Origin of the sequence: Synechococcus sp. WH 8016, assembly GCF_000230675.1 — a bacterium.
Taxonomy (GTDB): domain Bacteria; phylum Cyanobacteriota; class Cyanobacteriia; order PCC-6307; family Cyanobiaceae; genus Synechococcus_C.
The window spans coordinates 248,403-262,322 of sequence record NZ_AGIK01000004.1; the positions used below are offsets into that span (position 1 = coordinate 248,403).

At 54.6% G+C, this 13,920-nt stretch carries 12 protein-coding genes; 6 read left to right on the forward strand and 6 right to left on the reverse strand.

Annotated features, from left to right (window positions below):
- Positions 1–465: 465 nt before the first annotated feature.
- The 4 genes from SYN8016DRAFT_RS11270 to SYN8016DRAFT_RS11285 all read right to left on the reverse strand — a co-directional run bounded on the left by SYN8016DRAFT_RS11270 (position 466) and on the right by SYN8016DRAFT_RS11285 (position 5,279).
- Positions 466–1,266 (reverse strand): inositol monophosphatase family protein, encoded by an 801-nt coding sequence (locus SYN8016DRAFT_RS11270; RefSeq protein ID WP_006854541.1) that lies wholly within the window; start codon positions 1,264–1,266, stop codon positions 466–468.
- Positions 1,267–1,271: 5 nt separating this feature from the next.
- A complete protein-coding gene (locus SYN8016DRAFT_RS11275; protein ID WP_006854542.1) occupies positions 1,272–2,867 on the reverse strand; it encodes a TolC family protein in 1,596 nt (531 codons plus the stop codon).
- A 141-nt stretch (positions 2,868–3,008) separates the two neighbouring features.
- Positions 3,009–4,406 (reverse strand): TIGR03279 family radical SAM protein, encoded by a 1,398-nt coding sequence (locus SYN8016DRAFT_RS11280; protein ID WP_038014641.1) that lies wholly within the window; start codon positions 4,404–4,406, stop codon positions 3,009–3,011.
- Between the two features lie 21 nt (positions 4,407–4,427).
- Positions 4,428–5,279, reverse strand: a complete 852-nt coding sequence (locus SYN8016DRAFT_RS11285) for an undecaprenyl-diphosphate phosphatase (RefSeq protein ID WP_006854544.1) — start codon at positions 5,277–5,279, stop codon at positions 4,428–4,430.
- A 171-nt stretch (positions 5,280–5,450) separates the two neighbouring features.
- Here SYN8016DRAFT_RS11285 and SYN8016DRAFT_RS11290 point away from each other — a divergent pair, with 171 nt between their 5' ends.
- The 3 genes from SYN8016DRAFT_RS11290 (at position 5,451) to nadB (ending at position 8,415) form a co-directional block, all read left to right on the forward strand.
- The gene (locus SYN8016DRAFT_RS11290) at positions 5,451–6,197 is read left to right on the forward strand and encodes a DUF3120 domain-containing protein (protein ID WP_038014562.1); all 747 of its coding nucleotides are present in this window, start codon (positions 5,451–5,453) and stop codon (positions 6,195–6,197) included.
- Between the two features lie 112 nt (positions 6,198–6,309).
- Positions 6,310–6,687 (forward strand): photosystem II complex extrinsic protein PsbU, encoded by a 378-nt coding sequence (gene psbU / locus SYN8016DRAFT_RS11295; RefSeq protein WP_006854546.1) that lies wholly within the window; start codon positions 6,310–6,312, stop codon positions 6,685–6,687.
- 48 nt (positions 6,688–6,735) lie between these two features.
- Positions 6,736–8,415, forward strand: a complete 1,680-nt coding sequence (nadB, locus tag SYN8016DRAFT_RS11300; RefSeq protein ID WP_006854547.1) for an L-aspartate oxidase — start codon at positions 6,736–6,738, stop codon at positions 8,413–8,415.
- A gap of 16 nt (positions 8,416–8,431) precedes the next feature.
- On the opposite strand, the gene SYN8016DRAFT_RS11305 is transcribed toward nadB, so the two are convergent.
- Positions 8,432–9,373, reverse strand: coding sequence for a vitamin K epoxide reductase family protein (locus SYN8016DRAFT_RS11305; RefSeq protein WP_006854548.1), 942 nt, complete (start codon positions 9,371–9,373; stop codon positions 8,432–8,434).
- Between the two features lie 113 nt (positions 9,374–9,486).
- Here SYN8016DRAFT_RS11305 and rimO point away from each other — a divergent pair, with 113 nt between their 5' ends.
- A complete protein-coding gene (gene rimO / locus SYN8016DRAFT_RS11310) occupies positions 9,487–10,884 on the forward strand; it encodes a 30S ribosomal protein S12 methylthiotransferase RimO (protein ID WP_006854549.1) in 1,398 nt (465 codons plus the stop codon).
- Positions 10,881–12,110 carry an MFS transporter gene (locus SYN8016DRAFT_RS11315; RefSeq protein ID WP_038014564.1) on the forward strand — a complete coding sequence of 410 codons (1,230 nt, stop codon included), beginning with the start codon at positions 10,881–10,883 and terminating at the stop codon, positions 12,108–12,110. Before rimO ends, SYN8016DRAFT_RS11315 begins: the two co-directional genes overlap by 4 nt.
- Here the strand turns inward: SYN8016DRAFT_RS11315 and SYN8016DRAFT_RS11320 are convergent.
- A complete protein-coding gene (locus tag SYN8016DRAFT_RS11320; RefSeq protein ID WP_006854551.1) occupies positions 12,097–12,189 on the reverse strand; it encodes a hypothetical protein in 93 nt (30 codons plus the stop codon). The two genes, SYN8016DRAFT_RS11315 and SYN8016DRAFT_RS11320, sit on opposite strands and share 14 nt — an antisense overlap.
- Before the next feature lie 156 nt (positions 12,190–12,345).
- Between SYN8016DRAFT_RS11320 and SYN8016DRAFT_RS11325 the strand changes: the two genes are divergently transcribed.
- Positions 12,346–13,920 (forward strand): B12-binding domain-containing radical SAM protein, encoded by a 1,575-nt coding sequence (locus tag SYN8016DRAFT_RS11325; RefSeq protein WP_006854552.1) that lies wholly within the window; start codon positions 12,346–12,348, stop codon positions 13,918–13,920.

Sequence of the window (13,920 nt, forward strand, 5' to 3'; positions counted from 1 at the left end):
TCAGATCCGGTCGTTGCTCCACATTGCGCACACCGACAACTCAAAAGTTCGTGAAAACTTTTAAGTTGTAAGCACAATGCTTCTCTGCAACTAAAATTTTGTTGACGGGACCTCACACCTTTATCGCAATATCATTTAGCCAAACCAAAAACCTTGCGGCCTTCAGTTCAAACTAAACGCGATAAAAGCGTCAGTTCCTAAACTTTTCAATTGTCCAGGTTCTGGCTTTGCGTCCCCTTTCAGAGACGTGCGGCCTGCGGTCTCGCGACCGCTTGTGAAACTTACAACATCGTGGGATCGCTCCCTCAATCTCGTAAGCACCCGCTGAACACTTCAAGCTTTCGCTCTTCGCATCCATCGGCTGCGCTTCGGAGCAAACTCCCCTGCGCAGTCCAAAACCATAACCCAACACTCACCCTTTGCGCAACCCTCCTCTTCTTCGGGCATTTTTTACTCCCCTTGAGCTCAACCCTTCAAAAGAGACTCTCCCCAAGGTGCCAAGCGCTCCAGCTGCTTCTGAGAGCCAGCAGCTACGACAGGGAAGCCCATCTCTGAGAGATCGCATCCTGGTTGCAAATGAGCCGGGTGAGGGCCCAGCCAGAGCAGTGGGCAGCCCAGTTCAGTAAGAACAAGCCAAGCTGCAGCCAAGTCCCAAATTTTGGGAGTGGCCTCGAGCGCACCAGCGGTTTGCCCCATCGCCACACTGACCAAATTAAGGCTTGCAACACCCAAAAGACGAATTTTTCCAGGGAAGGCCTGGTCTGGTCTTTTCTGAAGAACGCGAATGGATCGACTGCAAAGAGAGATGCATGAACTTCCAGCAGCAACCCTGCTCTCAGGAGTCAAACGTTTTTGATTCCGCCAAGCACCTTGTCCTCGAATCGCAACGATCCTCTGACGCAAGGAAGGAATGTCAAGAAAAGCCTCTGACGGCTCCCCGTCTACGAATCGTGCGATCGAAATAGCCCAATAGGGAATCCCAGAAGCAAAATTTGTGGTGCCATCCAAAGGATCAACCACCCAGTACGCCTGGGTCGACGGGCACTCTCGACTTCCTTCTTCGCTGAGCACCCCCTCGCCAGGAGCAATCTCAGCTAATCCCTGAACAAAGGCAGCATCACTCCATCGATCGCAGGCTGTGATCAGACTTCCATCCGGTTTGACGTCGGACACGATGTGGCCGAAATCATTGCGCTGACGTTCAGCGACTTGGTCGAGTAAACGATGTACCCGCTGGAGTTGCTGAGGAGTAAGCGGGTCAGGCACCCTGGTCAGCCCTGAACGACAGGAACCGGAGCTTGACAAGCAGGCCGATTGGGTTGCGGCTCGATGGGGACATCGATACCGGCCTGGCTTGACTTTGTAGCAGGCAAATTGAGGGCAGAACATGCCATCACTTGGTCAAGTCCTGTACGACGACGCAATTGGGCAATACTGATGTTGTACTCAGTAATTGCATTGGCATAGCGAACCTCAGCACTTGTAAGGTCACGCTGTGTATCCACAACTTCCCGTTGAGTGGTCACACCAGCTTGGAAGCGCAGGCGAGATAGTCGCAACGACTCTGCCGAGGAGAGAACCTCAGTGGAGGTGGTGTGGATATTTTGAGTTGCTTTGCGGAGGTTATAGAAACTTTCTTCCACTTGAGAACGTATGCGATCACGCTCAGAAGCAAAGTTGAATTTGCTCTGCTCGGCTCGCTGCTTGTTTTGGCGATATTGAGCACGGGCACGCCCACCATCAAAAATCGCCCAAGTTGCGTTTAAGCCGACCGCGTTACTTACGTTCCAGTTGTAGTCGTCCATATTAACGGAGCCCGTCTGGCCGCTTTGCCCTTGATTCTTGCTCGTATTGAAATTATTGAAGATGGTCAACACAGGCTGAACTTCGGCAAGAGCTGCGTTCGCATTACTGTTATTGATGGAAATATCAAGAATAAATTGATCTAATTCTTCCCGAAATGCATAGGCAGCGATGATGCTTTCTTGAAGGGATGGTTGCCAAATTCCGATCACGCGAGCTGGATTCGCGGCTGTGGGAGTGACATCCTGTGGAAGGTCCAAAAGTGCAGCTAAGGCTCGGCGAGCCTGGGCTTGCTCTGCCAAACCGTCTGTGAGCACAAGGCGGTCTCTGGATAGCTGCGTCTGTGCTTCCAAGACTTCCAGCTTGGTCGCGACTCCAGCTTGATAGCGAGCACTTGCTTGCTGCAAGCTCACCAGAGAAGCTCTCACCGACTGCTGACCAATCCTGACCTGCTCATCCTGACGCTGAAGCTGAAAATAACTGGTTGAAGATTGAAGCCTTAAATCCCTCAATGCAATGAGATAGGCATCACTAGCTTTCTCAAAATTATCGCGTGCTGCAGAAATTTGCGGAACCCGTCTTGGGTCTATCAAATTCCATTGAACTTGAGCCGAAAAATTGGCAGACCATCGTGTTGTATAGGTGTTGGGCTTTGGCTCGGGAAGCCCAGTTTCGGGGTTACGAGCAGTCCGCGCAAAATCAGGATTTCGGTATTGCTCACCATCTAAATATTGAGGAAGTCCATTCGCTGTGAGATTCACGGTGGGGTACCAAGCTGAAATCGCAGCAAGAACTCCTGATTTAGCCTGTTCAACTTGACTTGCAGCAGCTTTCAAGCGGGGATTATTAACTTCAACAAGTCGCTCAACCTCGGCAAGGGTTAAGGGGCGAAGTTCACGGATCGTGACCTGAGAAGGGAGATCGGGTAGGGCGAGACTATCTGGTGACTTCAGCGCATCCAAATCCTCAGGAAGCGTTGTTGCGGCTGGTGGCATGACAGATGGATCGGCCTTAGGACGCGATCCTTTGAGCTCAAGGGCGTTAGGCAGCGTCGATTGATCCATCAGCAATGAATCAGAGGAAGGCGACTCGCCATTTACAGCCTCAGCAAGTGCAGTCGACGCGCCAAACACAGGCAGGCAACCTGCGATTAGAAAAATATGAGCAGCTGTCCGAAGCACAATAAAACTGGAACTCTGCGGAGTTTAGGTGCTTTTTTCATTGGAGCCGAGTGCAGAGGCCACGATCTCAGCTGCTCCATGCACAATTCGGACCGGAACCGGCAAAGTCGCCCTTAATTGATCCAAGGTCATGTCGTCCAAAAACACCGGATCGCCTTGACGGAGCATGACGGAAGGCAGCAAAAGCTGATCACCAAGATCTTGATCGATGAGGCCATCAAGAAGGTCTTGTCCAGTTAGTAAGCCAGTCACAACTTGATCTTGCCCCCAGTATGGGCTCGGGAGGCCATACAAGCTGAGCTGGACTCCCTCCACCGCATTGAGCCTCTGCAGGACAGGCTCCAGGGCATTGGCAACCAAGCGTCCCACCACCCAGCTGCTCCTCACTGGTGTCTCAACAGACTGGGGAAGATTGGTGGTGGCCTCATCCAGCGAAGCGAGAAACGCCCGGATACTGCCAACCCCATTTTCCTGCTGAGGAAAGTCTTCGTAGCTCGCGCGCGAGGGCAACGACAACCCCGCAATCAAATACCACTCATCTGAAAGCCAGGCAAAATTGCTTTCAAATTTGAGCTGAAACTCCTTCTGAAGAGGTTCCACCGCGGCAATCACCTTCCTGGCATCCACTGGAGTGACCGCACGTAAGCCATCAGATGCCGGCCGGAAGCGAGTCAGGCCAACCGGCACAACGGCGACAGAGAGCACTGCAGGCCAGTCACCGCCTGCAAATTGCGCCAAATCCTTAATGGTGCGCAGCAGCGCCTCTCCATCGTTTTGATCGGGGCACACCACCACTTGCGCGTGGATCTGCAAATCGCGTTCGGCGAACCAAGCCAGTTGCTGCAACAGCTGACCGGCTCGTGGATTCTGCAAAAGGCTCGAGCGCAGATCAGGGTCCGTGGCATGGACAGAAACAAATAAAGGAGACAGACGCTGTTGTTCAATCCTGTACCAATCGGAATCACTGAGATTCGTCAGGGTGAGGTAAGAGCCGTAGAGAAAACTCAAGCGATAGTCGTCATCCTTGAGATAAAGGCTGCTGCGATGGCCAGGTGGTTGCTGATCGATGAAGCAGAAGGCACAGGCGTTGCTGCACTGACGCAATCCATCAAACAAGGCTTCTGTAAAAGCCAGCCCTAGGCCGTCGTCCTCATCCTTTTCCAGATCCACCTGATGGAGCGCCCCTGCTGCATCGCGTATCTCTAAGTGCAACTCTTCTTCCACGATCAAATAGCGGTAATCGATCAGGTCTCGAGGTCGAACACCGTTGATGCTTAACAGCTGATCGCCAGGCTCAAAGCCAAGGTCCTCTCCGATCGATCCAGGCTCGACCGATGCCACCACAGCTGGTGAGGGCTGGCGAGAAGCACGATCCGGATCAAGAGCCGAAACAGCAACACCGGCAGAAGGTTCATTCCACACGGGGCTCACGGTCAACTTCGTTCAGTTTGATGCCGAACCAGACCACCAGACCAGAAGCAGCACACCAAAAAGCAACCGGTACACCACAAAAACCCAGGTGCTGTGGCTCTGGAGATATTTAATGAGCCAGTCGATGGCAAGCCAGGACACCACTGCCGCAGAGCAGATCCCCACGAAAACAGGTAACACCCCCCCCGCGCTGGGCTCTGAAAAGACGTCCTTCAATTCCACCAATCCAGCAATCGTGATGGCAGGAATCCCTAACAAAAATGAGAAGCGCGCTGCATCCGCGCGCTTCCATCCATCAAAAAGGGATGCCGTGAGCGTGCTTCCCGAACGAGAAACGCCAGGGATCAGCGCCAGCACCTGGGCTAAACCCACAACCAATCCATCTCGTCCTTCCACCTGAGTGAGCTGCTTCATTCGCGGCCCGATCCGTTCAGCGGAGCCCAAGAGAAGTGCCATCACAATCGACACCACGGCAATGGCCGGAACGCTTCTTAGTGGAGAGATTGCATAGTCAGGCCAAAAAAACTTGATGCACAAACCAGCAATCAAAATAGGCATGGTGCCAATCACCATCGCAATCCCAAGCCGCGCCTCAGGTTCACGCCATTGACCGCGGCGGACAGCTCCACTGATGCCTTTGAGCACTCCCGCCAAATCAGCACGGAAATAGGCAATAACAGCAACGATGCTGCCTAGTTGAATCACAGCGGTCACCGACACGCCAGGGTCACCCCATCCAGCAAGAACAGGAACAACTTTTAGATGGGCCGTGCTGCTGATCGGCAAAAATTCCGTGAGCCCCTGCACGACACCAAGCACAAAGTCACGCCAGCAAGCTTCCAGCAGTCCGGGATCTGGCGTCAAAGCGCTCTTTTAATGAGGGCTATACGACTATGAGCCACTACGAGACAAGCCGCACGTGTTAAGGGCGACGAGGTTGGCGACGTTTTAATCATTCTTAGGCGCAAGATCCCAACAACCGGTTCAAATCTTCTAATCTTCGAGTCCTTTAGTTACTTCAACGGGGAAGCACTTTTGCTGAGTGGTCTGATTCAGACGCCAATAACGGACAAGAAGAGCCTGATTATTTCTCAGGCACCATCGGTTTCGTTTCCTCGCTCGTTGTCCTTCTGGGCATCGGCGTTGGTTGTTCTGCCAGTCTTCCTCCAGGCACCCTGGGTTCGCTTTCACCCGTTTAGCTCCTGTCTGTTCACCGCAGTTCTGCTGACGACGGGGATTGTGGCAGTACAGGTTGGCAATGCTGCTTGGAAGCGAGCGGGAACCCTGCTGGTGGGGTTCAGCGGCAGTTGGCTCGCTGGCACCCTGTTCTGGGGATGGCTGCGCATGCATCCGGTGTGGCACTTACCCATAGAGGCCATCGCCGTACCGCTAGCGATTGGCGGGCTGAAGAGTCGCTGGAAGCTGAGCTGTTCCTTTTATTTAGCCTCACTCCTGGGCACCGCCTTCACCGATATCACCATGGCCCTGACAGGGGTCATGTCGTTTTGGCCACAGGTTGTTCAAGCCACATCGAGCGAGGCCCCCTTTCTGCTCAGCGAAGCAGCAAAGCTGGTTTTGCAACCTGTTTCTCTCTTGATCCTCTCTGCAGCCGCAGGGCTGATCCTCTGGTTGGCAAAACAGTTTTGGACGCAATCAGCCAGGCCTTCAGAGCATCAAGAGGCTTGGAGAGTGGCCGCTGCTGTCCTTTCCACCACTCTGTTTATCGATGCTTTGTTTCTCGGGCTCTCCCTCTCAGTCCCAAGCCTGAGCGGTCTGATCTGAAACGAACTGCGAACGCCTGACTGTGCTGAGGCAGCAAAAGGGTTCTGCACTTGTATGGTTTCCGTACCGGCGCTGCCGGAAGTTATGTTCCGAATCCCAACGGAGAGTTCAGATGAAGCGCCTGTTGTCCTGGCTGACGGGCTTGGTTGTGATCGCTGGCCTACTGATAGGCCTTCTCGTTCCCCCCAGTGTTTCTGCCGCTGAGATCAGAAATGTCGCAGACGACAAACTCGCCGAACGTGGCGACAAGGTTGATCTAAACAATTCCTCTGTGCGCCGCTTTCAGCAATTTCCTGGGATGTACCCCACCTTCGCGGGAAAAATTGTTCTCGGAGGTCCCTATGAGAACGTCGATGACGTTTTAGATCTCGACCTTTCCGAACGTCAGAAAGAATTGTTCGAGAAATACCGCGACAATTTTGTGGTCACAGCTCCATCGATTGCGCTCAACGAGGGCTTCGATCGCATCAACGACGGTCAGTACCGTTAACACTGATCCAAGCTTTAACCGCCAGGTGCACTGGCGGTTTTTGCTCCCATGAGCAGCCACGCAACCTCTATCGATCCGATTGCGCCTGGGCCCTGGGATGTGATCGTGATTGGCGCCGGTGCTGCCGGACTGATGACATGTTTGGAGCTTCCAGCGGGTCTTCGGGTCCTGCTCCTCAATCGAAACACGAGTCGGCGATCGTCGAGTCGCTGGGCTCAAGGAGGAATCGCGGCAGTGACCCGTTCCAACGACAACGCTGGAAGCCACGGCGAAGACACCGTGAGAGCAGGCGCTGGGCTATGTGATGGGGATGCGGTGCGCCTGTTGGTTGATGAAGCCCCGCAAAGCGTGCTCAGACTTCAAGAGCTCGGCATGGAGTTTGATCGCAACTCGGATGGATCACTCGCGACCACCCTGGAGGCGGCCCACAGTCATCGCAGGGTTCTGCATGTGCAAGACCGCACGGGCAAAGCCTTGGTGGATGTCTTGCGAGAACGCGTGGATGCTCGTCCTGGCTTGCAGCATCGCCGAGGCGTACGGGTCACCCAGCTGTGGGTGCAAGACAATCGCTGCTGTGGCGTCCAGGTACTCGAAGGCCCGAGGCTTCACTGGATCCCCGCCCGTGCTGTGGTCCTAGCCACCGGCGGTGGCGGCCACCTTTACACCAACACGACCAACCCAGCACAGGCCTGTGGTGAAGGTGTTGCGCTGGCCTGGCAAGCGGGAGCGGCCATCGAAGACCTGGAATTCATTCAGTTCCATCCCACAGCCCTCAAGCTTGAACATGCACCCTGCTTCTTGATCTCGGAGGCCGTCCGCGGAGAGGGGGCTCTCCTCGTCGACGCCCTGGGACAAAGCCCCGTCCAAGAGCTTGCTGGAAAAGACTTAGCCCCAAGAGATCAGGTCAGTCGTGCGCTGGTTCGTCGCATGCAGGCCCAGGGGGTCGCCCACATGGGTCTGGACCTCACCCCCATCGACGCTCAAACGTTGCAACGGCGCTTTCCCAACATCCTTGAACGCTGCCACAACTTTGGAATCAACCCAGAACAACAGCCCATTCCAGTGGCTCCAGCGGCCCATTACTGGATGGGAGGTGTCGCCACCGACTTGAAAGCGACGACCAGCCTTCCTGGCCTTTACGCCGTTGGCGAAGTGGCCTGCACCGGTCTGCATGGAGCCAATCGCCTCGCCAGCAACTCTTTGATGGAATGCCTTGTCTTCGCTAGGCAATTGCGTGACATCGACCTTGGCGATCCACTCTCAAATGCCACCACAGAGGAACAACGCACGGAAGCACCATCAGACACCGTTCAGGATCATCAAGCGTTCAGCCAACAAGAGCTAAGCCAATCCATCCAGTGGCTGAGATCAGAGTGCTGGCGTGTGGCCGGCGTTGACCGATCAGCTCATGGCATGAGGGACGTGTTGGGAACTCTGCAGAAAGCAACGCCAATCTTGGAAGCAATGACTCCTCTCAAGTTGATGCAGCAACAACATCCTGAGCGGAGCACCCTTCTCGATGAAAGCAGGCGGGCAGAGCTGAACCTGATGTTGGATCTGCTTCATCGCCAGCAAGCCAGTTCTTTGCTGTTGGAGGCTTGTTTGTTCCGAAAGGAAAGCAGGGGCGGACACTTCCGTAATGACACCCCAGCCCCCTTACCTCAATGGTGCCGCCATAGCCGCCAAATAAAAGGCCAAGGCATCGGAACGAGAGCAGTGACCTCTTAATGGTTGGTTCTTGTGTTTAGAAGTCCTTGGGGCCCTGATATCCAGACAGACGTGCGAGATCTGGAAGCTTTTTCACACCAGAGTCCAGCTCTCCGTTGATCTCCCAGGTTGGGAATCCCTCAATGCCCTTGCTCTGGCAAAGCTTGGCTTCGTTGTTTTGACCTGTTGGGGCGCATTCAACAACTTTGAGAGTGTCGGCAGCTTCTTTACCGAAGAGCTCCTTCTGTTCATGGCAATGAGGGCACCAATAGGCGCTGTACATCACCGCTCCCGAGGCCGTGAGATGTTCGGCAAGAGAGATTTTTGCTGGGTTGCTCTCGCTGAGCACCGGGGGAGCTGCGCCTGGGCCTGTGGCAACGGCATCAGGACGGGCAGGGTCCAGCACGGAAGCCCAAATCAGGCCACCAAGCAACACGGCCAGAGCGAGAAGGAAGCCTCGAAACAGCAGTTGGGAGGGGTCGTCCCATCCACCTCCAACCAATGACAACACCAACAAGCACAGGGAGAGCAGAGCCGAAAGAACGCAGAAAAAACAGAAGGCCTGGATCTTGATCACCATCAGACCCACGAGCACCAGGCTGAACACAGCCATCACGAGGGAGACCGTGAACAAGCCCCACCAGGTGCGACGCGACAAGTCAGCTTTGTTCTCCGACAAACCTGGGAGCAAAGGCACAACCGCCATGACCAGGACTGCGAGATAGGCGATCAAGCCTGCAAAAGAGAGGGGAATGCTGAACCCATCTCCCTGAAACAACGTGCCCCAGGGGCTATTCAGGACCTTGTCGCAACCACCCGCGCCCATCGGGCAGCTGAGATTCCCCAGTACTCCCCAAAACTTCAGGGTGATCGACCCCGTATCGATCACGCCGACCGTGGCCAAAACGGCCATCACAATTCGGACCCATTTCGAACCTTGGTCCTGCCGGCGTCGGCTGGTGAGACGCTGAGTTGCCATCAAAGGCGATCAATTACCCCTGATTTTGGCAGCAAAGCGTAAGCAATTCAACGTTGAAGCATGGGTGTCATCCGTTCATCCGCTCCTAAAGTGAGGGATTGCAGGGTCATGCCATGGCCGGGGACGCCAAAACAGGCAACAGCCTCTCGGAACGGCCCACCGTGGCCTTCGCCCATCTGGGCTGCGAGAAAAATCGCGTGGATACAGAGCACATGCTCGGACTTCTGGCTGAGGCCGGCTATGGGGTGAGCAGCGATGAAAACGACGCCAACCTAGTGGTGGTGAATACCTGCAGCTTCATTCAAGACGCCCGCGAAGAGTCCGTACGAACCCTTGTGGGACTTGCAGAGCAAGGCAAGGAGCTGATCATTGCAGGATGCTTGGCCCAGCATTTTCAGGATGAGCTTCTGGAGTCGATACCAGAGGCAAAAGCGATCGTGGGCACCGGTGATTATCAGCACATTGTGGAGGTGCTGCAGCAGGTAGAAGCCGGTGAGCGGGTGAACCGCGTCAGTGAGACGCCAACCTTTGTGGCCGATGAAAATCTGCCCCGGTATCGCACCACAGGGGAAGCGGTTGCCTACTTAAAAGTTGCTGAAGGCTGCGACTACCGCTGCGCATTTTGCATCATTCCCCATCTGCGCGGAAATCAACGCTCAAGACCGATCGAATCGATCGTGGCTGAAGCCCATCAGCTGGCAGCACAAGGGGTTCAAGAACTGATCCTGATCAGTCAGATCACCACCAATTACGGCTTGGACCTCTATGGCAAGCCGCGCCTTGCCGACCTTCTCAAGGCACTCGGCGACGTGGAAATCCCCTGGATTCGCGTCCACTACGCCTATCCCACGGGCCTCACCCCTGAGGTTCTTGCGGCCTATCGAGATGTTCCCAATGTGCTGCCCTATCTCGATTTACCGCTTCAGCACAGCCATCCTGAGGTGTTGAGAGCGATGAATCGCCCTTGGCAAGCCGATGTCAATGAACGATTGCTGGAACAGATTCGTGAACAACTCCCTGAGGCCATTCTTCGCACCACATTGATTGTGGGATTTCCCGGCGAAACAGAGGAACAATTCGAACATTTGGCCGGATTTTTAGAACGTCAACGCTTTGATCACGTTGGCATCTTCACCTTCTCGCCAGAAGACGGCACGGCGGCTGCAACCCTCCCAAATTCAGTCCCTGAGGAGATTGCCATCGCGCGCAAGGACAAGTTAATGACCTTGCAACAGCCCATTTCCGCTGCTCGCAATGCCTCTTGGATTGGCAAAACCGTGGATGTTTTAGTGGAGCAACACAATCCCTCCACCGGGGAAATGATTGGCCGATGTTCCCGCTTCGCGCCGGAAGTGGACGGAGAAGTGCTGGTGCAGCCAGGGGATAACGGACTGCAAGTCCATCCCGGAACCATGGTGCCGGTTCAGATCACAGGCGCAGACATCTACGACCTCACCGGCCGAGTGGTCGGTGCTGCTCACATGGTCGCCGCAGCTCGCGGTGCGACGTGAACAGAAGCCCCAGCTGGCATGAACGGCAACGCACAATTTTTCTCATTGCCTCAGGGTTAAGCACAGCTGGTTCTTTCGCAGGTCTCACCGCCAAAGGTTGGATCTTGATGAGCGGCACCGACAACGCCATGTTGCTCGCCCTGCATTTTGCAGCTCTCTCACTCCCGACCCTGATCGTGAGTGGAGCCGCGGGTGTTCGCACCGATCGAATCGGCTGCGAGCAGGTGCTCATTCAGGCGCAATGGGCGCTCCTCGGAGCAGGGCTCCTTGGGGCCCTATCGATTCCTCTTTTGGAGGGAACAGCCCAGGTTGCTGTGCTGCTCGCCAGCACCCTGCTCATGGGGATTGCCAGTGCCTACGAACTCACTGCCCGCAATAAATACTGCGCCTTGCTGGTGGAGGACCCACGCACATTGGCGCCGTACCTCACCAGTTTTTCGGTGGTTTTCAATGTTGGGAAATTAGTCGGACCTCCGATCGGGGGGTGGCTTGTGGCTTTGACAGGACCAGCCACAGCCCTCAGCCTCGATGCCCTCACCTATTTATTACCCATTGCCAGCGTGATCTGGCTGCTGAAGCCAAACCGATCGATTGAACAACTCAGCAGCACGACAAGCTCCACCACCTTGAAGGCTGCCTGGAAAGAATGCGGACCCGTTTTACGGCACGTGCTCAAGTTCACAGGCTTGATCTGCATCGTGGGGTTCTTTCACCCAGGCCTGGCACCCCTGATTGCCGCCGACACCCTCGGGCCAAGCCCTCAAGACCTTGGTTTATTCACAAGTGTGCTGGCCGCAGGAAGCATCACCGGTGGGATCGTCTTGCAACGCAACAGCCACAAATTCAGCAGCCGTCCCGGCCTCACGCTCGGTTGTTTCGCCTTGATCACGGCGATCGCTCAACTTGGAATGGCCAGCAGCAAATTTGTTCCCATCGTGCTGTTGATGGTTTGGCTGATTGGCGCTGGAACCGCTGGACTTCTCAGTAGCGCCAATTTGATCACCCAGGTTGGCTCAAAGCAGGTGCTCAGAGGACGAATGGCCGGATTAAGCCAAATCGCTTTTTTGGGTGGTGGAGGGTTAAGTGGCCTGATCGCAGCTCAGCTCACAGTCAGTCTTGGACTGCAAGCAACATTCGCGATTGCAGGAGGAATTGGCCTGATTCTCTCCTTAGGTGAGATCTGGCGTCGAGGTGGAATGCCGATGAACGAAATCAAATCAGCTTGATGCCGCGCAGAATCGTGCTGAGAACAAATGCTGCCACCAAACCGGCAGCCACAAGACCCAAATAGATAGCGACGCCCATAACAGACACAGATTGCAGCAACCATTAGATCAGAAACCTTGCCGAGATGCTTGCAAACACGCTTAAGCTTGTACGCATCGAAATCTACGGATTAATAACCGGTCTGCATTGAGGGTTGGCCGGCTTCCCAGAACGCTTAGCTCTCCCGATACCACCATGCGCACCCTTTTCGTCTATCCCCAATTCCCCAAGACGTTCTGGAGTTACGAAAAAATTCTGGAACTGGTCAACCGAAAGGTGTTGCTACCGCCTTTAGGCCTCGTCACGGTTGCAGCCCTCCTTCCCCAGGAATGGGAGATGAAGTTGGTGGATCGCAACGTGCGCGAAGTGACCTCTGCCGAATGGGATTGGGCCGAGCTGGTGGTGATCTCGGGAATGATCGTCCAGAAGGACGACATGCAACAACAGATCAACGAAGCAAGGAGTCGTGGGATTCCAGTAGCGGTTGGAGGCCCCTACGCCAGCTCCACCCCTGATGCGCCTGAAATTGCGGACGCTGATTTCAAAATCTTGGATGAGGGGGAAATCACCCTGCCCCTGTTTATCGAAGCCATTCAGAGGGGAGATCGCAGCGGTCGGTTCAGCGCAGAAGGAGAAAAGCCTGATGTGACCTCCACCCCAATCCCCCGCTTTGACCTGCTGCAGCTCGAGGCCTATGACTCCATGAGCGTCCAGTTCTCGCGGGGCTGTCCATTCAATTGCGAATTTTGCGACATCATCGTTCTCTACGGACGCAAACCACGCACCAAAACACCTGAGCAGTTGGTTGCTGAATTGCAATCGCTTTATGACCTTGGATGGAGGCGTTCGATCTTCCTGGTCGATGACAATTTTATCGGCAACAAGCGCAACGCGAAGCTTTTGCTGCCGCAAATCAAAGCCTGGCAAGAAGACCGTGGCTACCCGTTCAGTTTTGCAACTGAAGCATCCGTCGATCTAGCCGATGACGACGAAATGATGCGAATGATGCACGAAGCTCGTTTTGAAAGCGTGTTCCTTGGCATTGAAACTCCTGATGAAGCCAGCCTAGAAACCGCGAGAAAAGTTCAAAACACTCGCAATCCACTCGATGCCGCTGTTGACCGCATTACGGCCAATGGCATTCGGGTGATGGCTGGATTCATCATTGGTTTCGATGGAGAAAAAGATGGTGCTGGCTTACGGATCGTTGATTTCGTAACCCGTACAGGAATTCCTGCAGCCATGATGGGAATGCTGCAAGCCCTTCCCAACACAGCCCTATGGCATCGTCTTGAAAAAGAAGGTCGCTTGATTCAAGACGAATCGGCAGCCAAGGGTGTTAACCAAACGAATTTGCTTAATTTCAAACCAACCCGACCCATTCGTGACATTGCCAACGAATATGTCGAAGCATTTTGCACGCTTTACGAACCCAATGCCTACATGGATCGGGTTTATTCCTACTACTTAAAAATGGGAGCGCCACGCTGGAAAGGAACCAGCAAGTTGCCTACCTGGACTGATATCAAAGCACTATCGATTGTGATCTGGCGTCAAGGCCTAAAACGCGATACTCGCGGGCGCTTTTGGCGCTATCTGTTTGGAATGGCTCGCCAGAATCCAGCCATGCTTGAGCAGTTCATCGTTGTCCTTGCGCACAACGAACATTTCATGGAGTACAGAGCGATTGTGCAACAGGAAATCCGTGAGCAGCTGGAATCATTGCCACCAGAAGAACCCAGCAACTCTCGCGAACTTCAGCCTGTTTGA

What these genes read in the sequence shown, in the direction of transcription:
- nadB (WP_006854547.1), top strand. Translation starts at nt 6,736, where the DNA reads ATGAGCAGCCACGCAACCTCTATCGATCCGATTGCGCCTGGGCCCTGG.
- SYN8016DRAFT_RS11305 (WP_006854548.1), bottom strand. Translation starts at nt 9,373, where the DNA reads ATGGCAACTCAGCGTCTCACCAGCCGACGCCGGCAGGACCAAGGTTCG.
- psbU (WP_006854546.1), top strand. Translation starts at nt 6,310, where the DNA reads ATGAAGCGCCTGTTGTCCTGGCTGACGGGCTTGGTTGTGATCGCTGGC.
- SYN8016DRAFT_RS11275 (WP_006854542.1), bottom strand. Translation starts at nt 2,867, where the DNA reads ATGGATCAATCGACGCTGCCTAACGCCCTTGAGCTCAAAGGATCGCGT.
- rimO (WP_006854549.1), top strand. Translation starts at nt 9,487, where the DNA reads ATGGCCGGGGACGCCAAAACAGGCAACAGCCTCTCGGAACGGCCCACC.
- SYN8016DRAFT_RS11325 (WP_006854552.1), top strand. Translation starts at nt 12,346, where the DNA reads ATGCGCACCCTTTTCGTCTATCCCCAATTCCCCAAGACGTTCTGGAGT.
- SYN8016DRAFT_RS11320 (WP_006854551.1), bottom strand. Translation starts at nt 12,189, where the DNA reads ATGGGCGTCGCTATCTATTTGGGTCTTGTGGCTGCCGGTTTGGTGGCA.